Consider the following 21,504-nt stretch of genomic DNA (forward strand, 5'->3'; position numbering starts at 1 on the left):
GTTATGGCGGAATCACGATCCTGCCACATCAGGGACTAGCGCCCACGCCCGGCCCATGTCCAGCCTGCCCCGGCCCTCACCCGGCCATCTGCTGAAGCCGCGGTGCCGGTTCCGGGTCACGCAGCACATAGCCACGGCCCCAAACGGTTTCGATGTGATTGGCCCCACCCATCGCCTGCGACAGCTTTTTGCGCAGCTTACAAACAAACACGTCAATGATCTTCAGCTCCGGCTCATCCATGCCGCCATAGAGGTGATTCAGGAACATTTCCTTGGTCAGAGTCGTGCCTTTGCGCAGGCTCAGCAGTTCAAGAATCTGGTATTCCTTTCCGGTCAGGTTCACCAGCTTGCCCCCGACCTCGACCGAGCGGCTGTCGATGTCCACCACCATGTCGCCGGTGCGGATCACCGCATGGCTATGCCCCTTGGAACGCCGGATGATCGCCTGAATCCGCGCCACCAGTTCCTCGCGGTTGAAGGGCTTGGTCATGTAATCATCAGCCCCGAAGCCAAATCCGCGCAGCTTGCTTTCGGTATCGTCCGAGCCGGTCAGAATCAGGATTGGCGTATTGACCCGCGACAAGCGAATCTGACGCAGAACCTCGATCCCGTGCATGTCCGGCAGGTCCAGATCCAGCAAAATCAGATCGTAATCATACAGTTTCGCAAGGTCGATCCCCTCCTCCCCCATATCGGTGGACAGGACATTATAGCCACCGTTGTTCAGCATGAGTTCAATGCTGCGGGCGGTGGTCGGATCGTCTTCGATCAGAAGAATACGCATCGGCAATTTCCTTGATTCGGCTCTCTGCTCTCAGAGCTAGGCTAAAAAGGTTAATATCCCGTTACTGGCATCCTCACGAACAATTTACAATCTAAAGTTGTTTATATTGCTGCAAAGCAGTCACACGCAACGCCTTGGGACCATACAGATTTACCGCCTGGACCCAGGAATCGAACTCCTCCCCCGTCAGATCATAGCGGGCCAGTGCCTCCTCGCGGGAAATCAGCCCGTGTCGCACGGCGCGCACCACAACGGCCTTACGGCTGGCCACCCAGCGCGTATCCACGGGGGGCAGATCGGCCATCGACAGCACGCCACCGTTGGGCAGCGCCACGGCCCGCGGCCCTTCACATTTCTTCAAATACATTCATCGCACCTTTCTCGCTTTCAGGCAGATTGGCACAGACCCCTTAAAAAGCGATAAACGGACGACTTGAGAACCCCGGCATTTTACCTATATTTTGATTAAAATTTGCGCGAAAAAGCCCCTTGACCGGGGCAAAGGACAGCCATGACAGCCGCATCTTCTGCTGCGCCCCGGATCGGGGCCGAACTCAATTCGCTGGGCTTTGCCAAAGCCCCACAAGACACCCGCGTGGTGGTGGCCATGTCCGGCGGCGTGGACAGTTCTGTCGTTGCCGCGCATTTGAAAGCGCAGGGTTATGACGTGATTGGCGTGACGTTACAGCTTTATGACCACGGCGCGGCACTGGCGAAAAAAGGCGCTTGTTGCGCCGGGCAGGATATTCACGACGCCCGCCGCGTGGCCGAGCGAATCGGGATTCCACATTACGTTCTGGACTATGAAAACAAGTTCCGGGAATCGGTGATCGAGGAGTTCGCGGACGCCTATCTGGCCGGCGCGACTCCGGTTCCCTGCATCCGCTGCAACGAACGGGTCAAGTTTCGTGACCTGCTGGAAACTGCACGCGATCTTGACGCCGACTGCATGGCGACGGGCCATTATATTCAACGCAAGGACGGCACCAAAGCTGAACTGCATATGGCCGCCGACCCGAATCGGGATCAAAGCTATTTCCTGTTTTCGACAACGCAAGAACAGCTTGATTTCCTGCGCTTTCCTCTGGGTCATTTGGCCAGCAAGGCAGAAACGCGGGCGTTGGCGGCAGAATATGGGCTGGAGGTCGCGGACAAGCCCGATTCACAGGATATCTGCTTCGTGCCGGACGGCAATTATGCCGCCGTGATCGAGAAACTGCGCCCCGGTGCGGCCGATCCCGGCGATATTGTGGATATGGATGGCAACATTCTGGGTCAGCACCGCGGGGTGATCCACTACACCATCGGACAGCGGCGCGGGCTTGGTATCGGCGGTTTGGGTGATCCGCTCTATGTGGTGCGGCTGGACCCCGAATCACGGCATGTCGTCGTCGGACCAAAGGCCGAGCTGGCGACGAAAATCGTGCCGGTGGCCGAGGTGAACTGGCTTGGCGACCAGCCTTTTGCAGGCGAGATCGAGATTTCCTGCCGCATCCGCTCAACCCGCCCGCCGCGCCCGGCGATCCTGCGCCCGACTGGCCCGCGCCGTGCAGAGGTCGAACTTCTGGATGCCGAAGAAGGCGTAAGCCCCGGACAAGCCTGCGTTTTTTACGAAAGCAACGGCACCCGGGTCTTGGGCGGCGGCTGGATCACCCGGCGGGTTTAAGCCACCGATTCGCGGATACGCTGAATCATCGCCCGCAGCCCGTTTGACCGCTGCGACGACAGATGTTCGGCCAGACCCAGCCGCGCCATCTCGGCGCTGGCGTCAATGCTGCGAACCTCTGCCAGCGTCTGCCCCGCATAAAGCGCGTGCAGCAGCGCGATCAGCCCGCGCACGATCAGCGCATCGCTGTCGCCCTGAAAATCGAACCTGGCCGCATCGCCCTGCCCGTCGATCAGCGGCAGGATCCAGACCTGACTGGCGCAGCCGTCAACCTTGGTGGCCGGAGTCTGCAAGGCCGGGTCCATCGGCGGCATGGCCTTGCCCAATTCGATCAGGTGACGGTAACGATCTTCCCAATCATCCATGAAATCAAAGGTTTCGACGATATCTTCAAAAGCGGCACTGGCCATATCGGTTCCTTTCATTGCCCCTGTCCTAGCGCGCGGGCGAGCGATGGTCAAAGTGGCTTTATCGCCGCGCCACAATGGCCTAAAACCATTGCACAACACCGGCCCGGAGACCCCCACATGACCCGCATCACCGCCGCCTTGCTGATTTCAACCATTGCGCTTGCAGGCTGCGGGCGTTTGGGGGACAGCGCATGGAGCCCGTCCGGCTGGTTCTCGGGCAGCAGCGCTCGCAAGGCCCCGACGCTGGAGCCAGAGGGCGGCTATCCAACGGTTGTGGCGGATGGTCGCCAGCCGATCATGCAAATCCTGTCCGCCCGGCTGGAGGATCAGCCCGGCGGTCAGTTGCTGGTCGTGACCGGGCTGGCCCCAACGAAAGGGTGGCATGACGCCGAATTGCTGCCGGAAAACGATCAGAACGAGGCCCTGCGCCGGGTGCAGCCCGATCTGGACCGCATCCTGCGCCTGCGCTTTGTCGCGGCGCCGCCCCCCGCCGGTTCCTTCGAGGCCAGCGCCCCGGCCAATCCGGCGGTTGATTCGATCACTGTTGCCCTGCCGATCAGCAACCTGACGCTATCGCGTAGCCGCCAGATCCTCGTCAGCGGCGCAAATCAGACCCTCACGCTGCGTTAAGCCATCCGCCGCAGATAGGTCCAGGTCGGCACCCGCGCATTGCGTGCCACCGACCAGCTTTCGGCATCACCAAGATAATCGAAACCGCAATTGGTCAGCACCCGCGCGCTGCCCGGATTATCCTGAAACGCCTCGGCAAACAGGGTGCGCGAGCCGTGTGGATTGGCCCGGACCAGCGCCTCGACCGCCTCGGTGGCAAAGCCTGCGTTCCAGAACCCTTGCCCGACCCAGAAGCCCAGTTCCGATTGTTCAGGATCATCGGTGCGGGTGAGAGAGACCACGCCAAGTAGCTCGCTCAGGTCATTATCCGAGCCATCAATGGCCCAGACATCCTCAGCCCGGCCCTCGCTCATGGCGCGTTTGACATAGGCTTCGCTGGTGCCGGGCGGCAGCGGATGCGGAATCGCCCGCGTACCTTCGGCCAGCCGCCGGTCAGCCGTATAAAACGAAATCAGCCCCGCATCCGAACTGCGCAGCGGGCGCAGCAAGACCCGCCCTGCGGGAATCACCTGTTGATCGTCCAAAACATCGTTCATCGTAAACTTCCTCCCTTCCGTCAGCGCGGAAAGCACAAAGGGACCGGCTTTCACCGATCCCTTTGCTAACACCGAAATGTTAATAAAGGCTTATTCGGCAGCCTCAACTTCCGTGTTCAGAACGGAAATATAGGTGCGACCTTTCAGGCCCTTGCGGAAGGTCACACGACCATCGGTCAGCGCGAACAGCGTGTGATCGCGGCCCATGCCAACATTCTGGCCCGGCCACCAAGTCGTGCCACGCTGGCGAACGATGATGTTGCCAGCAATTGCTTCCTGACCACCGAACAGTTTGACGCCAAGACGGCGACCAGCGGAATCGCGGCCGTTACGGGACGAACCGCCTGCTTTTTTATGTGCCATGGTTTACCCCTTACTTCGCTTTGGCAAGCTGCTTGGCTTGCTTGATCCATTCGTCGCGTTCGATGCGACCGTGGAAGGACAGTTGCTCATCCATATAGGCAACTTCGGCCTTTTTCCAAGCGGCGATCTGATCGAAATGGTAAACACCATTCTGATGCAGCAGTTCTTCCAGCTTGGGACCAACGCCCGAGATCAGCTTCAGATCATCCGGCTGACCGTCACGAGCGGCTTCCAGCAGGTTGGCGGGGCGGGTGCCCGCGGCCTTCGGTGCGGCTTCCTACGGTGCGGCTTCGGTCGCGGCAGCGACGCCACGGGTGCGCGCACCGACAGCAGCCTTGACGCCGGTCTTGTCGGCGCCCTTGTCCAGCAGGTCGGTCACGCGCAGCAGGGTCAGCTGCTGACGGTGGCCACGGGTGCGCTGGCTGGAGTGCTTGCGGCGACGCTTGACATAGGTAATCACCTTGTCAGCCTTGATCTGGTCGATCACTTCGGCCTGCACACAAGCGCCGGCGACCAGCGGAGCGCCAACGGTCGAGCCGATCATCAGAACGTCGTTGAACTGCACTTTTTCACCAGCAGCAGCGGCCAGCTTTTCCACGCGCAGCACATCGCCTGCCTGAACGCGGTATTGCTTACCGCCAGTTTTCAGAACTGCGAACATCGCATTTTCCTTACGTTTCCGCGTCCTGCGGCCCCGGATTTTCACCGGCGTTTCAGTGCCTTCGGACTGCGCCCCTTATGGGGAGATTGCAAAAAATAACACACCGGCCAAGAGCGGACGCCCGGCCGGTGCGCAGCTTATGGGTAAAAATCACGCCCGAGTCAAGCCCCGAGTCAGCTGTCCCGCTCGGCCAGATCCAGCCATTCTTCCTCGGCGGCTGCCAGCTTCGCCTGCCGTTCGGCCAAGCCTTCGCTGGCCTTTTTGAACTTGGCGGGGGCCGTCTGGAACAGATCGGGCTGCGCCAGATAGTCGGTCAGCTTGGCGATCTCGGCCTCCAGCCGTTCCATCTCGGCGGGCAGCGCCTCAAGCCGGTGGCGCTCGGTAAAGGACAGGCCGGATTTCGCAGGCTTATCCACAGACAGCACATCGGATTTCGCCTCGGGTTTGGGGGCCGGCTTGGGTATCTCAATCGCCTCTGGGCGCTGCGCCTGATAATCAGACCAGCCGCCGGGATAGATCACCGCGCGACCATCGCCCTCCATCGCCACGGTTGCTGTGGCCACGCGGTCGATAAAGTCGCGATCATGGCTGACCAGCAGCACAGTGCCGTCATAATCGCCCAGAATATCCTGAAGCAGATCAAGGGTTTCCACATCCAGGTCGTTTGTTGGCTCATCCAGAACAAGCAGATTCGAAGGCTTTGCCATGATCCGCGCCAGCAAAAGCCGCGCCTTTTCCCCACCCGAGAGGCTGCCAACCGGCGCACGCGCCTGCGCCTCATCAAACAGGAAATCTTTCAGATAGCCGACCACATGCTTGGGCTGGCCACGCACCATGACCTGATCGGCCCGGCCCGACACCCGCATATCGGGATCGCCTGCCAGAGCATCCCACAAGCTGACCTCGGGGTTAATCGCAGACCGCGCCTGATCGAACACCGCCATTTCAATATTGGTGCCCAACGTAATATTGCCTGCATCCGGGGTCATCTCTCCGGTCAGCATCTTGATAAGCGTAGTTTTCCCTGCCCCATTCGGACCGACAAAGGCGATCCGGTCACCGCGCAGAACCCGCAGGTCAAAGGGTTTCAGGATCACTCGATCACCGAAAGCCTTGCTGATACCACGCGCCTCGATCACCCGCTTTCCGGATTGCGGCCCGCCGTCCAGCGCCATCGCCGCCGTGCCCTGCCGCCGGATTTGCGCGGCACGTTCAGCCCGCAGATCAGCCAGCGCACGGACGCGGCCCATGTTGCGCTTGCGCCGGGCACTGATGCCCTCGACGGCCCAACGCGCCTCAGCTTTGATCTTGCGGTCAAGCTTGTGGCGGGCGTCATCCTCGGCGGCCCAAACCTCCTCGCGCCACTCCTCAAAACCGGAAAAGCCACGATCCTGACGGCGCACCTCGCCCCGGTCAACCCAAAGCGTTGCGCGCGTCAGCACACGCAAAAACGCCCGGTCGTGACTGATAAGCACAAAGGCCGTGCGGGTGTTAGCAAGCTGTTCTTCAAGCCAGCCAATCGCCTGAATATCCAGATGGTTGGTCGGCTCATCCAGCAGCATCAGGTCGGGCGCCTCGGCCAGCAGCCGGGCCAGCGCGGCGCGGCGACGTTCGCCTCCACTGGCGGTTATCACGGGACGCGCCGGGTCGAATTTCAGCCCTTCGGCGGCCATCTCGACCCGGTAGCCCTCGGATTCCGGCAGGCCCGCACGCGCAAAATCACCAAGCGTTTCAAAGCCCGACAGATCCGGGTCTTGCTCCATATAGCCGACCTGCGTTCCGGCGGGCGTCACCACGGTGCCTCGGTCCGGCTCGACCAGCCCCGCCATCACCTTCATCAGCGTGGATTTTCCCGAACCATTGCGCCCAACCAGCGCCACCCGGTCGCCTTGCTGAACGGTCAGGGACAGCCCGTCGAAAACGGGATTGCCGCCAAAGGTCAGGGAAATATCGGTCAATTGAAGAAGCGGTGCGCGTGCCATGTCGGGCAGCTAACAAGCCCGCCCGCGCCCGTCAATGGCAGTTGCGCCGACGGCGGCAACCGGGCAAACCAAAGGCAAAGCAAGGGGGCCGGCATGGCGCAGAAAATCATTATCGACACCGATCCGGGGCAGGACGATGCCATCGCCATTTTGCTGGCGCTGGCCAGCCCGGAATTGCAGGTTTTGGGGATTACAGCGGTGGCCGGGAACGTCCCCCTGCCCCTGACGGAACGCAATGCGCGGCTGATCTGCGAGCTGGCCGGGCGGCCTGATGTGCCGGTTTTCGCAGGCTGCGACCGCCCGCTGAGCCGTGATCTGGTGACGGCGGAGCATGTCCATGGCAAAACCGGGCTGGACGGCGCGGTGCTGCCCGACCCGACCATTCCCTTGCAGCCCCAGCATGGTGTCGATTTCATCATCGAGACCCTGCGCCGCGAGGCCCCCGGCACGGTCACGCTGGTGCCGATCGGCCCGCTGACCAATATCGCCACGGCCTTTCAGCGCGCCCCCGACATCATCCCCCGTGTGCAGCGCATCGTGCTGATGGGCGGCGCTTATTTCGAGGTCGGCAACATCACCCCCACCGCCGAGTTCAACATCTATGTTGACCCCGAGGCCGCAGCGCAGGTCTTTGCCAGCGGCGTGCCCTTGGTTGCCATGCCGCTGGATGTGACGCACCGCGCCCTGATCCCGCGTGGCTGGGTGGCGCAAATCGCGCAGCATGGGCGGCTTGGGCAGGTCGTCGGCGGCTGGCTTGGCTTCTACGAACGCTTTGACGTCGAGAAATATGGCGAGGCCACCGGACCTCTGCATGATCCTTGCACGATTGCCTGGCTGATCGCACCTGATCTGTTCCAGGGCCGGGAAATCAACGTGGAAATCGAGCTTGAAGGCCGCTTCACCACCGGCATGACCGTAGCTGACTGGTGGCGGGTCAGCGGTCGCCAGCCAAATTGCCTTTTTATGCGCGATGTCGATAGCAAGGCGCTGTTCGACCTGATCGAGACCCGGCTGGTCAATCTGGCGGCGCAAGCGGGTTAATCTGCCGCGCTGCCGTCCCCGATTTCGGTATTGATGCGGGCGATCAGATCCTCGGTCGCATCAATGCCAGAGATCGACAGAAACACCGTGCGCTGATCCAGCATCACCACCGCGCCGCGCCGGCGCATTTCATCGGCAATCACCGGCCCAATAGTTTGCAGAAATTGCGCACGGTCGTTGTCGGTATCCTGATTCAACTGGCGCAGCGCCGCTGCACGTTCTGCCCTGACCGTGGTGGCCCGTTCGTCAAAAGCACGCGCGCGGCTGCGAAACTCTTCGGGCGGCAGGGTCGCGCGGCTTTCGGTCAGCGCGGCCTCCTCTTGCGAAAGCTGCGCGGCCAGACGGTCGTTCTCCGTCGCCAATTCCCGCGCCGCAGCCTGATAGTCTGCCATCGCCCGTTGGCCCCAGGCCGATTCCAGATACAGCCGGTCGCGGTCCACGGTCAGAACTGGAACCTCAGCCCCATCCGGCAGCGCCTCGGGAATGGTCACGGGCGCAACCTCGGGCGCAGCCAGCGCCGGGGGGGGCACCTGTTGCGCGCTCCCCGGCCCGGCAACCAGCACCGAGAGCAACGCCAGAGAACCCACCCGACGCATCAGAACCAGCCCCATCAGAACCGGGTCGAGATCGTCACGTCGAATTGCTGTTCTTCGTCGTAATCCATCTTTTTGACGGCCTTGGCATAGTTCAGGCGCAGCGGCCCGATCGGCGTATCCCAGAACATCGACACCCCGACCGAAGCCCGCACGTTCATCTTGTAGCTGTCACCCACATCCGCCCCGGCAACCGCGCGGGTGGCGCTGTCCAGCCCCCAGACAGAACCGGCATCAGCAAAGACGCCGCCCTGAATCCCGTATTCCTCGGGCAGGCCGACGGGGAAGCGCGCCTCGGCACGGGCGACCCAGAAGAAATTACCGCCAACAGCATCGCTATTGGCCGAAGCAAAGTCACGCGGCCCGATCCCATCGGGTTCAAACCCGCGAATACGGCTGCCATTCATAAAGCGGTCGGTGATCCGGCTGGGATCATCCCCCAGCATATGCACCGCGCCGCCCTCGACCTCGGCCGAGAGGGTCACATCGTCACGCCATGCCGTGCTTTGCACACCAGCCAGAACCGAGGTTTTCACGGATTCGACATCACCACCGACTCCCGCGAAATCCTGACCGAAGCTGAACTTATAGACGGTCGGATCTTCCAGCCCGCGACGACGGCTGTCCCAGCTATAGCTATAACCAAGAGCAGAGCTGACATAGCTGCCCTCCTCGGATGCAATGATGCGCGAGGTGTCGTCGGCAACATCCTTGATCGTGTCCTTGGCAAGACGATAGCGCAGTTCCAAACGACCGTTCTCGGAAATCGGGAACTCCAGCCCCAGCAGACCGCCAAGGCTGCGGGTGTTGAAATCGGCGTTCTCGGAGTCGGTGGTGTTATACCACAGCGACGTGCGGAAGCGCACATTCCGGCCCAGGAAATACGGCTCAACAAAGGTAAAGCCGCTGTTCTGGTTGCTGCTGGCCGTCGAGATCGAGAAGGACAGCTCTTGCCCCCGGCCCATGAAGTTGCGTTCCTGCAACCCGACATTCAGACCCACGCCCGAGTTGACACCATAGCTGGCGCCAAAACTCAGGCTGCCAGTCGGTTGTTCCTCGACGTTCACATCGACGATCACATCCTGCGGGCTGGTGCCCTGCCGGGTTTCCACCTGCGCATCGGCAAAATAGCCAAGCGCACGGATGCGTTCTGCTGAATTGCGGATTTCGCGGGGGTTGAACGGGTCGCCCTCGACGCTGGAAAACTCGCGCCGGATCACCCGGTCAAGGGTCGAGGTGTTGCCCTCGATGTCGATGCGCTCGATAAAGACGCGCGGGCCACGGCTGATAACATAGGTCAGGTCCAGCGTCTGATCGCGCATATTACGGGTGATCTGCGGCTCAATCCGCACAAAGTCCTGCCCCTGACGGATGGCCAGATTTTCCATACGGCGGATCGAGTTATCAATGGCCGCAGGGTTGTAAACCTCGCCGCTGCGCACCCGGTTTTCCGCCCCATAAACGCTGGCATCCAGCCCCGGAATCTGGCTGATCGTATCGACCTTGCCAAAGGTATAACGCGGGCCTTCCTGAATCTGGAACGTCACATAGAAAGCATCGCGTTCGCGGGTCAGTTCCGGCGAAACCGCCTGTACCTGAAAATCGGCATAACCGCGCGAGCGGTAAAAATCGGTCAGCAGCCGTTCATCCAGCGGGATACGTTCTGCGGCAAACGTGTCCGAGCGGATGAAGGTCCGCAAAATCCCTGCCTGTTTGGTGGACAGCACATTGCGCAAGCGCCGGTCCGAGAAAGCACGGTTCCCGGTAAAGCCGATGCGTTCGATCTCGGTCACGTCGCCTTCACGAACCTCGAACACCAGATCGACGCGGTTGCCGTCGCGGCGAATGATCCGCGGATCGACGCGGGCGGCCAGACGGCCCTGCGCGGCGTAGTATTTGCTGATTTCCTGCGCGTCGGCCTCAGCCGTGGCAGGGGAATAGACGCGACGAGCCTGGCTTTTGACAATCTTTTCCAGCTCCGAATCCTTGGCCCGGCGGTTGCCTTCAAAGCTGATGACATTGATCGTCGGATATTCACGGACCCGCACCACCAGCGTGCTGCCCTGTGGCACCACCTCGGCACTTTCAAACAGGCCCGAGTTCATCAGCCGCTGTGTGGCGTCGTTCAACTGCCCGGCGCTGACGTTTTCGCCCCGCGCAATATTGGTATAGGACAGGATGGTTTCCGGCTCAATCCGCTCGGCCCCCTCGATGCGCACATTGCTGAACACCAGCGCCGCAGCCGGTGCCGGGACCAGCAGCGCAGGCACGGTCAGCGCCAGCACCATGGCCATCGCAGCACTGTTGCGCATCCCGCGCAGGGAAGATTTCACTTTACCGTTCGACATGGCCGCCCTCGTCCTGACCTGCGGGGCCGGTTTGTCGCGCCCCATGTTTTGCCTTGATCCCTACCCTTTTCCCTGCGGGCCTGTCAAAGACAAGCGCGCATCACGGGCAGAAAAGATCGTTCGAGAGGCCGAAAATCATCAGTGACAGCACCAACGCCATGCCAATCATCGTCAGCAGATGCACCGCCCGTTCCGAAGGCGGGCGCCGGAACACGGCTTCATAGGCATAAAAGGCCAGATGCCCGCCATCCAGAACCGGGATCGGCAGCAGGTTCAGAAAGCCGATTGCCGCTGACAAAACCGCAATCCACCAGATGAAATCCGCACCGCCCGAACTGGCCATCTGCCCGGTGCTCTCGGCAATGCTGATCGCGCCGCCCATGTTGCAGGTCGAGATCTGCCCGCCGATCATCGCCGCCATGCCCGTGACCGACGACGTTATCACCCCCCAGGTCCGGTCCCAGCCGCCCTGCAAAGCGGCCAGCGGGCCAAGCGCCTCTGTCTCGGGCTGGAACGGCTGGCCTGCGCTGACACCGATCAGCCAGCGCCGCTCAAACCCGCCGTCAGCCGTCGGGAAGTCCTGCTGCTTCGGAGTCAGGCTGACCTGACGGGTTCGGCCATCGGGCGACCATATGTCCAGCTCCAGCGGCGCGCCCTCATTCGCTGTCACCATCTCGTAAAGTTGCCGGAACCGCTGCACCGGCTGACCGTTGATGGCTGTCACCACCTCGCCTTCGCGCAGGCCGGCAGAGGCCGCCGCGCTGCGCGGGGTGACGCCCCCGATCCGGGCCGGCATCGGGTCGGGGCCGGTCACGGTCAGGCGCTGACCGTCGCGTTCGACCAGCCAATCGAAATTAGCCCCACTCCGCTCATCGGTCAGAGTGAAAAAGTCACGCCAGCCCGCGACCTCATGGCCATCAACCGCCAACACCTTGTCACCGGGTTGCAACTGGCTGACGACGGGCAGCGGGTTGACCTTGCCCACAACGATCTCATCGCGCGGAACGCCCTGCACCATCAGAAAACCGGCGAAAATCAGCGTGGACAGGACAAAGTTGAACACCGGCCCCGCCGAAACCGTCGCCACCCGCGCCCAAAGCGGTGCGCCCCCCAACGTCTGCCGCCGCAACGCGGGATCGACCTTTTGCGCGTTGGCCTGCTGATCGCCCGCACTGGCCATGTTCTCATCACCAAGAAAACGGACATAACCACCAATCGGCAGCGCCGCGATCTGCCAAAGCGTGCCATGCCGGTCACGGCGGCCCCACAGGCGCGGCCCCATCCCGACCGAGAACACCTCGGCCCGGATGCCGGACCAGCGGGCGACGATGTAATGCCCGAACTCATGCACGGTCACGATAATGGCCAGCGCCACCACGAAAGCCGCCAATGTCCAAAGAGAGCCACCAACGCCGGACAGAAAATCAACCATTCGTCACCTGTTCACGCACCCGCCTGCGGGCCGCTGCATCCCATTCCAAAACCGTTTCAAGGTTGCCCGGTGATTGAGCGAACCCCGCCATCCCCGAGATATGACCCAGCGCGTCCGAGACAAGCTGCGCCATCTGCGGAAACCGGATTTGCCCGGCGATAAAGGCATCCAGCGCCTGTTCCTTGGCCGCATTCAGCACCGCCCCCGCCGCGCCACCCGCCGCCATCACCTGCCGCGCCAGCGCCAACGCGGGCCAGCGGGCTTCGTCCGGAGCGCGAAACGTCAGGCTGCCCATCGCCGCCAGATCCAGCGGCGCCAGCGGCAGCGGCACCCGACCCGGCCAGTTCAGCGCATAGCCGATGGCGTGGCGCATATCCGGCGGGCCAAGATGCGCCAGCGTGCCGCCATCGTGATGCGTGACCATCGCGTGAATGATGCTTTCGGGATGCACCAGCACCCGGATCTGATCCGGGGTCAGGCCAAAAAACTCATGCGCCTCAATAACCTCAAGCGCCTTATTGAACATGCTGGCGGAATCGATCGTGATACGCTGGCCCATCGCCCAATTCGGATGTGTGCTGGCCTGTTCGACCGTCGCCGCCTCCAGCGCCTCCAGCGGCCAGTCACGAAACGCCCCGCCCGAAGCCGTAATCGTGACCGAAGCGACTGCCGCCGGATCATCCACACCAAGCGCCTGAAAAATCGCGGAATGTTCGGAATCAACCGGCAGGATGCGCGCCCCCGTCCGGGCCGCTGTTTCCATCACCAAAGGCCCGGCGCAGACCAGAGATTCCTTATTCGCCAGCGCCAAAGTGCCGCCCCGTTCCAACACCCGCAGCCCCGGTGCCAGCCCGGCCGCACCGATAATCGCTGACAGCGACCAGTCGGCAGGCCAGTCCGCAGCCTCGCAAATCGCCTGCGGTCCGGCAGCGGCCTGAACCCCACTGCCCGCCAGTGCCGCGCGCAGATCGTCCAGCAATTCGGGGAAGGCCGTGACTGCGATTTCCGCCCGCAAGGCCCGCGCCTGCTGCGCCAGACGGGCAATATTGCGACCGCCGGTCAGCGCAACGGCGCGATAATCGCCGCCTTGCAACAGATCAAAGGCACTTTCGCCAATGGACCCGGTGGCCCCAAAGATCGAGACGCTGCGCATGACGGGTCAGAACACCTGCGGCAAAGTCATCAGCAGGCCAATGAACATCACCGCCAGCGTGGCCCCGCTGATCGCATCAAAACGATCCATGAAGCCGCCGTGACCGGGGATCAGGTTCGAACTGTCCTTGACCCCGGCGCGCCGCTTCAGCCAGCTTTCGACAATATCCCCCATCTGCCCCGCAAACGCGACCAGTGGCGACACCCAGATCAGCGCCGGATCACCATGACCGCTGGCCACCAAGACCACCCCGACCAGCGCCGCGCCGATCCAGCCTGCAATCGTGCCGGACCATGTTTTCTTGGGGCTGAGCTGCGGCCAGAACTTGCGGCCACCGATCATTTTTCCGGCGAAATACCCCAGAATGTCGGATGCAATCACAATGCCCATCAACCACAGCACAAAGGGCAGGCCATAAACCTCACGAAAGCCGACAAGGCCGTAACCAACCAGCAAAATCGCCAGTCCGAACGCCGCATAGACCCATTGATCCGATTTCAGCGCACCGGGCAGACCCAGCAAAAGCGGGACAAACAGGAACAGCACCCCCCACCAATCCCAGATATTCAGCGCCGCATAAAGCGACAGCCCGGCAACAACGCCAAGCACGACAGAGCGGTGCTTGCCAAACAGCGTGCCATGCATTTCCGGGTGCCGCCAGCCGGTCAGCCGCGCCAGCTCCCAAAAGGTCACACCAATGATCGCGCCCATGCCCAGCCGCAGCCAGATCCCTTCGGCCACGGCCAAAACCGCACCGATCGCCAGCAACACCGCCGCCGAGATCACCCGCCGCGACAGGTCAGCCCATCGGCCCGCCGCCCCGCTCATACCCCACCAAAGCGTCGGTTGCGCAGGTCGAAACGGGCCATAATCTGCGCCAGATGATCCGGCGTGAAATCCGGCCAAAGCGTCGGCGTGAACTCATATTCCGCATAGGACGCCTGCCAGGGCAGGAAATTGGAAGTCCGCGTCTCGCCCGAGGTGCGGATCACCAGATCGGGTTCAGGATGACCGGCTGTATCGAGACAGGCCGCGAAATCAGCCTCACTGGCCGGGGCTGTGACCTCGCCCGAGGCCATCTTCGCCGCCAGACGATTGGCCGCGCGGGTCAGTTCGTCCCGGCCACCATAGTTAATGGCGATGGTCAGGTTCAGGCGACTGTTCGAAGCCGTCCGCGCCTCGATCCCCGCCATCAGCCGTTGCAGCTTGGGTGCCAGACGTTCCCGCCCACCGATAAAGCGCAGACGCACGCCTTCAGATGCCATACGGTCGGCTTCATTCTGAATATAACGGGCGAAAATCCCCATCAGACCCAGCACTTCTTCGGTCGAACGCTTCCAGTTTTCCGTAGAAAACGCATAGACCGTCAGCCAGTCCACCCCAAGATCAGGGCAAGCGCGGACAATCTGCTTGACCCGCTCGGCCCCGCGGCGATGGCCGACCAGACGCGGCCAGCCGCGTTCGACCGCCCAGCGACCATTGCCATCCATGATGATGGCGACATGGCGCGACGCCCCGGCGGAACCCGGATGAGTCGGCAGTGAGGCGGGGACAGCGGCCATCGGATCAGACCTGCATGATTTCGTGCTGCTTGCCTTCCAGCGCCTTGTCCACCTCGGCGATGAACTTGTCGGTCAGCTCTTGCACGGCAGTTTCCCAGAATTTCTGATCATCCTCGGCCATACCATTGGATTTGGCCTTTTTGATCTTGTCCATACCATCACGGCGCACATTGCGCACCGCCACGCGGGCGTGTTCGGCATATTGCGCGGCAACCTTGGTCAGCTCTTTGCGGCGCTCCTCGTTCAGCTCGGGGATGGGCAGCATGATGATGGTGCCATTCAGCTGCGGATTGATCCCCAGACCGGATTCACGGATCGCCTTTTCGGCCTTGCCGACCAGCGCCTTGTCCCAGACGTTGATCGTCACCATGCGCGGTTCCGGCACGTTGACGGTGCCGATCTGGTTGATCGGCGTCATGCTGCCATAGGCGTCAACCATGATTGGCTCGACCATGCTGGCCGAGGCCCGGCCGGTGCGCAGGGAACCAAACTCATGCCGCAGGGCCTCCATCGCGCCTTTCATCCGGCGTTCCAGATCGTCGGTATCGATTTCAATATCATCTGCCATCGGGCTGCCTCATCTTCAGATTTTCAACGCTTGTAACCGCAAAGCAGGCCGCTGGCAAAGAGAGCTTATGCGGTCCGCAGCTTATCTGCCACTTTCGGCGCGGTTCAGCCGTTCCTCGATCTCACGCAAGCGGGACAGGACCTCATCCCGATAGGCGCTGGTGGCGGCATTTTCCTCAGCCTGATGGGCGTCCTGCATCGAGTTCACGATCAGACCCACGACAAGGTTCATCACCGCAAAGGTCGTCATCAGGATAAAAGGCACAAAGAAAACCCATGCCAGCGGGAACACCTCCATCACCGGGCGGACGATGCCCATTGACCAGCTTTCCAGCGTCATCACCTGAAACAACGAATAGGCCGAATTGCCCAGATCACCGAACCATTCGGGAAAAGCCTGCCCGAACAGCTTGGTCGCAATCACCGCCCCGATGTAAAAGATAATCCCCATCAGCAGAAACACGCTGGCCATGCCCGGAACGGCGGCCAGAAACCCCTCGACCACGCGGCGCAACTGCGGTGAGACCGACACCACCCGCAGCAAACGCAGAACCCGCAGCGCCCGCAACACCGCCAGCCCCTGCGCCGCCGGCACCAGCGCGATACCCACAACGATAAAGTCAAAGACATTCCAGCCATCGCGGAAAAACCGCGGCCCGCGTCCGGCCAGCTTGATCCCAATTTCCGCAACGAAAATCGCAAGGCAGATATAATCCAGCGCGGTAATCAGTCCGCCCCAACGCGCCATGATGCTGCCCGAGGTTTCCAGCCCCAGAATCACCGCATTGAACAGGATCACAAAGGTAATAAAGCGGGTAATCGCGGGGCTTTCGACCCAATCGGCAAGACGGCTTGGCATGGCTTCCTGATGGTGGCGTATTTTGCCGCCACCTAGGCCCAAGCCACCACGCCAAGCAAGCGCGATTTACTTAAAGTTTTAGTTATGCACCCGCGTATAGGTGCCTTCGCCCGCCAGAATGGCCCGGAACCCGCCCGGTTCATCCAGCGAGAACACAATGATCGGCAGGTTATTGTCACGGGCCAGCGCGATGGCCGAGGCATCCATCACGCCCAGATGCTTTTGCAGCACCTCATCATAGCTGACCTCTTGATAACGCTTGGCATCCGGGAATTTTTTCGGGTCTTTATCATAGACGCCATCGACCTTAGTGCCTTTGAAGATCGCCTCGCAGCCCATCTCATTGGCACGCAGCGTCGCCGCCGTGTCGGTGGTGAAATAGGGGTTGCCGGTGCCTGCGGCAAAGATGCAGATGCGCTTTTTCTCCAGATGGCGAACGGCGCGGCGGCGGATATAAGGTTCGGCCACCTCATCCATGCGGATGGCGCTGATGACGCGGCAATGCAGACCCTTGGCCTCCAGCGCGGATTGCACGGCCAGCGCATTCATCACCGTGGCAAGCATCCCCATATAGTCAGCCGTCGCGCGCTCCATCCCCTGCGCGCTGCCCGAGAGACCGCGAAAGATGTTGCCGCCACCGATCACCATGCAGATCTCGACGCCCAGCTTGTGAACCGATTCGACCTCATCCGCGATGCGGGCCACCGTCGGGGGATGCAGACCAAAGCCCTGATCGCCCATCAGCGCCTCGCCCGAGATTTTCAGCATGACACGCTTGTAGGGAAGCGCCGCCTGAGTTTCAGAATCGGACATGGGCCTTCCCTTTCACGCTGGTTTCCTTGTTGCGCAAAATGTCGCAAAACGGGGCATAGTTCAACCGCTTGCGATATGATGACTGCTGATTCCGCCGATCTGATCCAAACGCTTGACCCGGCCCGCCATGTGCTGATCGCCGGGCCGACCGCCAGCGGCAAATCCGCGCTGGCGCTGGCCATTGCACGGGTGCAGGGCGGCACCGTGGTCAATGCCGATGCGTTGCAGGTCTGGTCCTGCTGGCGCGTGCTGACCGCCCGGCCGTCGCTGACCGAGGAATCGCAAGCCCCCCATGCGCTCTATGGTCATATGGCGCCGGGCGAGACTTATTCTGTGGGCGACTGGTTGCGGCAGGTAGCAAGCCTGCCGGGGCGGCTGATTATCGTTGGTGGCACCGGGCTTTACCTGACCGCATTGACCAAGGGGCTGGCCGATATTCCCGAAACGCCGCCCGCAATCCGGGCGCGGTCTGATGCGTTGCTGGCCTCGGGCGGACTGGCGCAGATGATTGCAGCACTGGACCCTGAAACCCGCACCCGCATCGACCTGCAAAATCCCGTCCGCGTCCAGCGCGCGTGGGAAGTTCTGACCGCCACCGGCCGCGGCATCGCGGCATGGCAGGCCGAGACTCCGCCGCCGCTGATCCCTTTGGAACAGGCGCATGGGCTGGTTCTGACCTCGGACCGCGACTGGCTGGCAGAGCGCATCGCACGGCGGTTCGACCTGATGCTGGAACAGGGGGCGCTGGACGAGGTGCGGGCGATGCTGCCGCAATGGAACCCCGCCGCACAATGGGCGCGGGCCATCGGTGCGCCCGAGCTGGTCGCCCATCTGCGCGGCGAATCAACGCTGGATCAGGCACGCGAACTGGCCATTATCGCCAGCCGTCAATATGCGAAATCACAGCGAATCTGGTTTCGGAACCGGATGCGCGACTGGAAAACCATCCAGATCGCCTGAAAATCGTGCCTTTACCGTAACGTCACCGAAAAATCTGCGCTGTTAACCTGATCTTCAGCTTTTCCGGGCATGAATCAGGAAACGATTCGTGCAAGTTAACGTTAACCGGCAAAAAGCCGCCGATCACAAGGAGAAGCGATCCGATGCCGCAGCCTGACCTGCCCCTTGCGCCGACAGACTGGCCCGACCGCCAGTTCGTCTTGCGTGATGCGCCACAGGTCACGCCGGTTCAGGTCAACGCCCCCCGCATTGCCGAGGGGCGGGCACAGCTTGGGCCGCAGCCCCTGCCCCCGGCCAATGATGCAGCCCCGCTGCGCCACGGGCTGACCGCGCCGCCAGATGCCGGTCAGGGGCTGCGCCAGATGCCGCTGGCGCAATTCATCTGGGGCGCTGAACGGGCGCAGCCACACCCGCGCCCGCGCGGCGATCACGCGCTGATCGTGGTGCAAACCGGCTTGCTGGAATTGCTGATCGGGCGCCAGCGGCATTTGCTGCGCGGCGACAATCTGGCGTGGCTGCCCGCCGGAACCGCCTTTTCCGTCCACCCGACCGAAGGCACCCGTGGTCAGGTCTTGCTGCTGCCGCGCCACATGACCGACGGCACCATGTCCCCCACGCCAGTGATGGGCCAGCCCGGAAATGGCTCGGTCCGGGCCTTGCTGCATGATCTGGATTCGCTGCGCAACGCCTCGCTGGCCGCGGCGCTGCCCTATCACCTCGGGCTGATCTCGCTGCATATCCGCGACCTTACCCCGACACCATCACAGCCCGCCCCCGCCCGCGACGATCATCAGCTTTTCAGCGCCTTTTGCGGGCTGGCCCGCGCTGCGATGGGATCAGGCCACACGATCTCGGAACTGGCGACGCAGCTTGGCTGCGACGCGGCGCGGCTGGATCGGGTCTGCTTGCATTTGCGCGGCCGCCGCGCGGTCGAGGTGATGAACACGCTGCGGCTGGAACTTGGCCTCGCCCTGCTGCGAGAGGGGCGTTCCACCCCACAGCAGATCGCGGACCGGCTGGGCTATACCGGGGTGGCGCATTTCGCCCGCACGGTGGTCGCCGCGACCGGGCGCACCCCGCAGGTCTATCAGGCCGAGGTCGCGCCGCCCAAATCCCGCCCGTCATGGGGCAGGTCGCCATTCTCACCGCGCAGGTTCTGATCCGCCGCGCCTTGATCCGCCGTGCGCAACCCCCGGCCATGAAACCCCTGCGCCACAACGAATTTTTCCGAAGAATCCGAACGGCTCGCAGGCGGCTTCACATTCGCCACCTTGTCGAAATTGCGCTTGAGCATGGCCTGCATCTCATTCTCGGCCCCGCCCGCCAGCACCTTGGCGACAAAAGTGCCGCCCGGCACCAGCACATCAAAGGCAAGCTGCGCCGCCGCCTCGACAAGAGCCACAATCCGCAGGTGATCGGTGCCTTTATGGCCCGAACTGGCAGCCGCCATATCCGACATCACGACATCCGCCGGACCGCCCAGCCAGCCTTTCACCAGATCGTCGGCCCCGTCAGACAGGAAATCAAGCTGGTGCAGATCAGCCCCGGCAATCGGGTCGACGTCTTGCAGATCGACCCCCAACACCGTGCCACGCGCCTTGCCGGATTTTTCGCCCAAGGCATTGACCCGCGCCACTGCCACCTGGCACCAGCCTCCCGGCGCGCAGCCCAAATCGACAACCCGCGCGCCCGGCACCAAAAACCGATATTTATCGTCAAGTTCCAGAATCTTATAGGCCGCCCGTCCGCGAAACCCCTCGCGTTTGGCACGGGCAACATAGGGGTCATTCAACTGTCGTTCCAGCCACAGCTTGCTGGACAACTTACGCCCCTTGGCGGTCTTGACCCGCACCTTCAGATCACGCTGCCCGCGCCCCGAGGATTTGCGCCCCTCGCCCGGTTTCTTCGCCATCAGGCCACTCCGTTCATCGTGTCAGGGGTCAGCACCCCGTCGCGCACCATCTGCGCATATAGCAGGCCCTCGCGCAGACCGCGATCCGCCACCGACAAGCGTTCGGTCGGCCAGACCCGCATCAGCGTCTGCAAAATCGCCGCGCCGGACATGATCAGCGCGTGACGCTCGCGCCCGATGCGCGGATCGTCGCGCCGCCCGTCGGGACCAAGCGACAGGTAATCACGGATCACCTTGTCGATCTGTGCGCTGCTCATGCTGAGGCCATCAACCTTGGTGCGATCGTAACGCTTCAACCCCAAATGGCTGGCCGCCACCGTCGTCACCGTCCCCGAAGTCCCGATAATCTGGAAATGCTCTGGTGGCGACCCCGCCGCATAGGGGCTGAAATCGGCCAGTTTTTCCTCGAAATACCAGCTCATCAGCGCAAAACGGCCCTGATCGTCGGCCACATCCGCGAACTGGTCGCGCAGCGTCGCCACGCCAAGCGGCACACTGATCCAGTCCACCACCCGCGCCGCATCCGGTCCGCGCGGGGCAAACCCGTCCGACAGCCGCATGATCGCGCGGGAGCGTTCGCGCGGGTCCACATTGCTCAGGTCGATCCAGACCAGCTCGGTCGAGCCGCCGCCGATATCCACCACCATCAGCGTTTCCGTGCGCTGGCTGACCAGCGGCGCGCAGGAAATTACCGCAAGCCGGGCCTCCTCCTCAGCCTCGATGATCTCCACCGGCAAGCCGGTTTCACGCCGGATCATACGCAGGAAATCACGGGAATTTCGGGCACGACGGCAGGCTTCGGTCGCCACCAGCCGCATCCGGGCCACGCCATGCGTGTCCAACTTGCGGCGACAGACCTGCAAGGCATGAACCGTCCGGGCCATCGACCCGCGCGACAGCCTGCCAGATGCCTCCAGACCATGCCCAAGCTGGACAGGTTTGGAAAAGCTGTCGATCACCTGAAACTGTCCGCCCGACGGGCGGGCAATCAGCATCCGGCAACTGTTGGTTCCAAGGTCGAGCGCGGCATAAAGCCCGTCTTCCCCGGCGGTGCGGGCAGCAGGTGGTTCGACCGTTGGCGCCGCAAGCGGCTTTTGCTTCACGACGGCCTTCGGGATCGCGCCCCCGCCCGCGGGACGCTTGGGCGCCATGACACACGCCCTCCGATACAAGTTAGGCTAAAGGTAGCGCGGCCCCTGCATCCATTCAAGCCCCCGCCCTTATTTCACGGC

The 21,504-nt window shown here is 62.4% G+C and carries 22 protein-coding genes and 1 pseudogene; 5 read left to right on the forward strand and 18 right to left on the reverse strand.

The genetic code is table 11. The features are described 5' to 3' along the window. Positions 1–76 precede the first annotated feature (76 nt). Complete coding sequence (gene ctrA, locus Q4G24_RS13025) at positions 77–784, reverse strand: response regulator transcription factor CtrA (protein WP_303366973.1); 708 nt, start codon at positions 782–784, stop codon at positions 77–79. Positions 785–875: 91 nt separating this feature from the next. Further along, positions 876–1,151: a DUF1153 domain-containing protein gene (locus Q4G24_RS13030; RefSeq protein WP_303366974.1), complete on the reverse strand. Its 276-nt coding sequence runs from the start codon at positions 1,149–1,151 to the stop codon at positions 876–878. A gap of 144 nt (positions 1,152–1,295) precedes the next feature. Between Q4G24_RS13030 and mnmA the strand changes: the two genes are divergently transcribed. Continuing rightward, a complete protein-coding gene (gene mnmA, locus Q4G24_RS13035; RefSeq protein WP_303366975.1) occupies positions 1,296–2,450 on the forward strand; it encodes a tRNA 2-thiouridine(34) synthase MnmA in 1,155 nt (384 codons plus the stop codon). Here mnmA and Q4G24_RS13040 read toward each other — a convergent pair. After that, positions 2,447–2,860 (reverse strand): SufE family protein, encoded by a 414-nt coding sequence (locus Q4G24_RS13040; protein WP_303367029.1) that lies wholly within the window; start codon positions 2,858–2,860, stop codon positions 2,447–2,449. The two genes, mnmA and Q4G24_RS13040, sit on opposite strands and share 4 nt — an antisense overlap. 117 nt (positions 2,861–2,977) lie before the next feature. On the opposite strand from Q4G24_RS13040, the gene Q4G24_RS13045 reads away from it, so the two are divergent. Continuing rightward, on the forward strand, positions 2,978–3,490 hold the full coding sequence (locus Q4G24_RS13045) for a hypothetical protein (protein ID WP_303366976.1): 513 nt from the start codon (positions 2,978–2,980) through the stop codon (positions 3,488–3,490). On the opposite strand, the gene Q4G24_RS13050 is transcribed toward Q4G24_RS13045, so the two are convergent. From Q4G24_RS13050 to Q4G24_RS13065, 4 genes and pseudogenes are all read right to left on the reverse strand, one after another. Then, positions 3,487–4,026, reverse strand: coding sequence for a GNAT family N-acetyltransferase (locus tag Q4G24_RS13050; protein WP_303366977.1), 540 nt, complete (start codon positions 4,024–4,026; stop codon positions 3,487–3,489). The two genes, Q4G24_RS13045 and Q4G24_RS13050, sit on opposite strands and share 4 nt — an antisense overlap. Before the next feature lie 90 nt (positions 4,027–4,116). Continuing rightward, positions 4,117–4,389 (reverse strand): 50S ribosomal protein L27, encoded by a 273-nt coding sequence (gene rpmA / locus Q4G24_RS13055; protein WP_303366978.1) that lies wholly within the window; start codon positions 4,387–4,389, stop codon positions 4,117–4,119. Positions 4,390–4,399: 10 nt separating this feature from the next. Further along, a pseudogene (locus Q4G24_RS13060) lies at positions 4,400–5,050 on the reverse strand (50S ribosomal protein L21). 173 nt (positions 5,051–5,223) lie between these two features. Next, positions 5,224–7,032: an ABC-F family ATP-binding cassette domain-containing protein gene (locus Q4G24_RS13065; protein ID WP_303366979.1), complete on the reverse strand. Its 1,809-nt coding sequence runs from the start codon at positions 7,030–7,032 to the stop codon at positions 5,224–5,226. 93 nt (positions 7,033–7,125) lie between these two features. Here Q4G24_RS13065 and Q4G24_RS13070 point away from each other — a divergent pair, with 93 nt between their 5' ends. Next, positions 7,126–8,073 (forward strand): nucleoside hydrolase, encoded by a 948-nt coding sequence (locus tag Q4G24_RS13070; RefSeq protein ID WP_303366980.1) that lies wholly within the window; start codon positions 7,126–7,128, stop codon positions 8,071–8,073. On the opposite strand, the gene Q4G24_RS13075 is transcribed toward Q4G24_RS13070, so the two are convergent. The 9 genes from Q4G24_RS13075 to pyrH form a co-directional block, all read right to left on the reverse strand. Beyond that, complete coding sequence (locus Q4G24_RS13075) at positions 8,070–8,684, reverse strand: OmpH family outer membrane protein (protein WP_303366981.1); 615 nt, start codon at positions 8,682–8,684, stop codon at positions 8,070–8,072. The genes Q4G24_RS13070 and Q4G24_RS13075 overlap by 4 nt on opposite strands. After that, positions 8,684–11,014, reverse strand: coding sequence for an outer membrane protein assembly factor BamA (bamA, locus tag Q4G24_RS13080; RefSeq protein ID WP_368660943.1), 2,331 nt, complete (start codon positions 11,012–11,014; stop codon positions 8,684–8,686). The genes Q4G24_RS13075 and bamA overlap by 1 nt, the downstream gene beginning before the upstream one ends. A gap of 100 nt (positions 11,015–11,114) precedes the next feature. Continuing rightward, a complete protein-coding gene (gene rseP, locus Q4G24_RS13085) occupies positions 11,115–12,446 on the reverse strand; it encodes an RIP metalloprotease RseP (protein WP_303366982.1) in 1,332 nt (443 codons plus the stop codon). After that, positions 12,439–13,599 (reverse strand): 1-deoxy-D-xylulose-5-phosphate reductoisomerase, encoded by a 1,161-nt coding sequence (gene dxr / locus Q4G24_RS13090; RefSeq protein WP_303366983.1) that lies wholly within the window; start codon positions 13,597–13,599, stop codon positions 12,439–12,441. The genes rseP and dxr overlap by 8 nt, the downstream gene beginning before the upstream one ends. A gap of 6 nt (positions 13,600–13,605) precedes the next feature. Further along, the gene (locus tag Q4G24_RS13095; protein ID WP_303366984.1) at positions 13,606–14,427 is read right to left on the reverse strand and encodes a phosphatidate cytidylyltransferase; all 822 of its coding nucleotides are present in this window, start codon (positions 14,425–14,427) and stop codon (positions 13,606–13,608) included. Continuing rightward, entirely contained in the window at positions 14,424–15,161 is a 738-nt protein-coding gene (gene uppS, locus Q4G24_RS13100) for a polyprenyl diphosphate synthase (protein ID WP_303366985.1), read from the reverse strand. The genes Q4G24_RS13095 and uppS overlap by 4 nt, the downstream gene beginning before the upstream one ends. 4 nt (positions 15,162–15,165) lie before the next feature. Further along, on the reverse strand, positions 15,166–15,729 hold the full coding sequence (frr, locus tag Q4G24_RS13105) for a ribosome recycling factor (RefSeq protein ID WP_303366986.1): 564 nt from the start codon (positions 15,727–15,729) through the stop codon (positions 15,166–15,168). Positions 15,730–15,810: 81 nt separating this feature from the next. Next, positions 15,811–16,587 (reverse strand): ion transporter, encoded by a 777-nt coding sequence (locus tag Q4G24_RS13110; RefSeq protein WP_303366987.1) that lies wholly within the window; start codon positions 16,585–16,587, stop codon positions 15,811–15,813. A gap of 78 nt (positions 16,588–16,665) precedes the next feature. Further along, complete coding sequence (gene pyrH, locus Q4G24_RS13115; RefSeq protein ID WP_303366988.1) at positions 16,666–17,400, reverse strand: UMP kinase; 735 nt, start codon at positions 17,398–17,400, stop codon at positions 16,666–16,668. A gap of 78 nt (positions 17,401–17,478) precedes the next feature. On the opposite strand from pyrH, the gene miaA reads away from it, so the two are divergent. Next, entirely contained in the window at positions 17,479–18,360 is an 882-nt protein-coding gene (miaA, locus tag Q4G24_RS13120) for a tRNA (adenosine(37)-N6)-dimethylallyltransferase MiaA (protein ID WP_303366989.1), read from the forward strand. 143 nt (positions 18,361–18,503) lie between these two features. Beyond that, entirely contained in the window at positions 18,504–19,520 is a 1,017-nt protein-coding gene (locus Q4G24_RS13125; protein WP_303366990.1) for a helix-turn-helix domain-containing protein, read from the forward strand. Here Q4G24_RS13125 and Q4G24_RS13130 read toward each other — a convergent pair. Next, positions 19,448–20,272, reverse strand: a complete 825-nt coding sequence (locus tag Q4G24_RS13130; protein WP_303366991.1) for an RlmE family RNA methyltransferase — start codon at positions 20,270–20,272, stop codon at positions 19,448–19,450. The two genes, Q4G24_RS13125 and Q4G24_RS13130, sit on opposite strands and share 73 nt — an antisense overlap. Beyond that, a complete protein-coding gene (locus tag Q4G24_RS13135) occupies positions 20,272–21,423 on the reverse strand; it encodes a Ppx/GppA phosphatase family protein (RefSeq protein ID WP_303366992.1) in 1,152 nt (383 codons plus the stop codon). Before Q4G24_RS13135 ends, Q4G24_RS13130 begins: the two co-directional genes overlap by 1 nt. Positions 21,424–21,504 lie beyond the last annotated feature (81 nt).

This window comes from Paracoccus sp. (in: a-proteobacteria), from assembly GCF_030538695.1.
Taxonomy (GTDB): domain Bacteria; phylum Pseudomonadota; class Alphaproteobacteria; order Rhodobacterales; family Rhodobacteraceae; genus Paracoccus.

Coding starts and splice junctions, on each gene's coding strand:
- rseP (WP_303366982.1), bottom strand. CDS start 12,446: ATGGTTGATTTTCTGTCCGGCGTTGGTGGCTCTCTTTGGACATTGGCG.
- Q4G24_RS13075 (WP_303366981.1), bottom strand. CDS start 8,684: ATGGGGCTGGTTCTGATGCGTCGGGTGGGTTCTCTGGCGTTGCTCTCG.
- Q4G24_RS13095 (WP_303366984.1), bottom strand. CDS start 14,427: ATGAGCGGGGCGGCGGGCCGATGGGCTGACCTGTCGCGGCGGGTGATC.
- Q4G24_RS13045 (WP_303366976.1), top strand. CDS start 2,978: ATGACCCGCATCACCGCCGCCTTGCTGATTTCAACCATTGCGCTTGCA.
- Q4G24_RS13130 (WP_303366991.1), bottom strand. CDS start 20,272: ATGGCGAAGAAACCGGGCGAGGGGCGCAAATCCTCGGGGCGCGGGCAG.
- miaA (WP_303366989.1), top strand. CDS start 17,479: ATGACTGCTGATTCCGCCGATCTGATCCAAACGCTTGACCCGGCCCGC.
- mnmA (WP_303366975.1), top strand. CDS start 1,296: ATGACAGCCGCATCTTCTGCTGCGCCCCGGATCGGGGCCGAACTCAAT.
- Q4G24_RS13050 (WP_303366977.1), bottom strand. CDS start 4,026: ATGAACGATGTTTTGGACGATCAACAGGTGATTCCCGCAGGGCGGGTC.
- rpmA (WP_303366978.1), bottom strand. CDS start 4,389: ATGGCACATAAAAAAGCAGGCGGTTCGTCCCGTAACGGCCGCGATTCC.
- Q4G24_RS13030 (WP_303366974.1), bottom strand. CDS start 1,151: ATGTATTTGAAGAAATGTGAAGGGCCGCGGGCCGTGGCGCTGCCCAAC.
- uppS (WP_303366985.1), bottom strand. CDS start 15,161: ATGGCCGCTGTCCCCGCCTCACTGCCGACTCATCCGGGTTCCGCCGGG.
- pyrH (WP_303366988.1), bottom strand. CDS start 17,400: ATGTCCGATTCTGAAACTCAGGCGGCGCTTCCCTACAAGCGTGTCATG.
- frr (WP_303366986.1), bottom strand. CDS start 15,729: ATGGCAGATGATATTGAAATCGATACCGACGATCTGGAACGCCGGATG.
- Q4G24_RS13125 (WP_303366990.1), top strand. CDS start 18,504: ATGCCGCAGCCTGACCTGCCCCTTGCGCCGACAGACTGGCCCGACCGC.
- dxr (WP_303366983.1), bottom strand. CDS start 13,599: ATGCGCAGCGTCTCGATCTTTGGGGCCACCGGGTCCATTGGCGAAAGT.
- Q4G24_RS13135 (WP_303366992.1), bottom strand. CDS start 21,423: ATGGCGCCCAAGCGTCCCGCGGGCGGGGGCGCGATCCCGAAGGCCGTC.
- ctrA (WP_303366973.1), bottom strand. CDS start 784: ATGCGTATTCTTCTGATCGAAGACGATCCGACCACCGCCCGCAGCATT.
- Q4G24_RS13070 (WP_303366980.1), top strand. CDS start 7,126: ATGGCGCAGAAAATCATTATCGACACCGATCCGGGGCAGGACGATGCC.
- bamA (WP_368660943.1), bottom strand. CDS start 11,014: ATGTCGAACGGTAAAGTGAAATCTTCCCTGCGCGGGATGCGCAACAGT.
- Q4G24_RS13040 (WP_303367029.1), bottom strand. CDS start 2,860: ATGGCCAGTGCCGCTTTTGAAGATATCGTCGAAACCTTTGATTTCATG.
- Q4G24_RS13065 (WP_303366979.1), bottom strand. CDS start 7,032: ATGGCACGCGCACCGCTTCTTCAATTGACCGATATTTCCCTGACCTTT.
- Q4G24_RS13110 (WP_303366987.1), bottom strand. CDS start 16,587: ATGCCAAGCCGTCTTGCCGATTGGGTCGAAAGCCCCGCGATTACCCGC.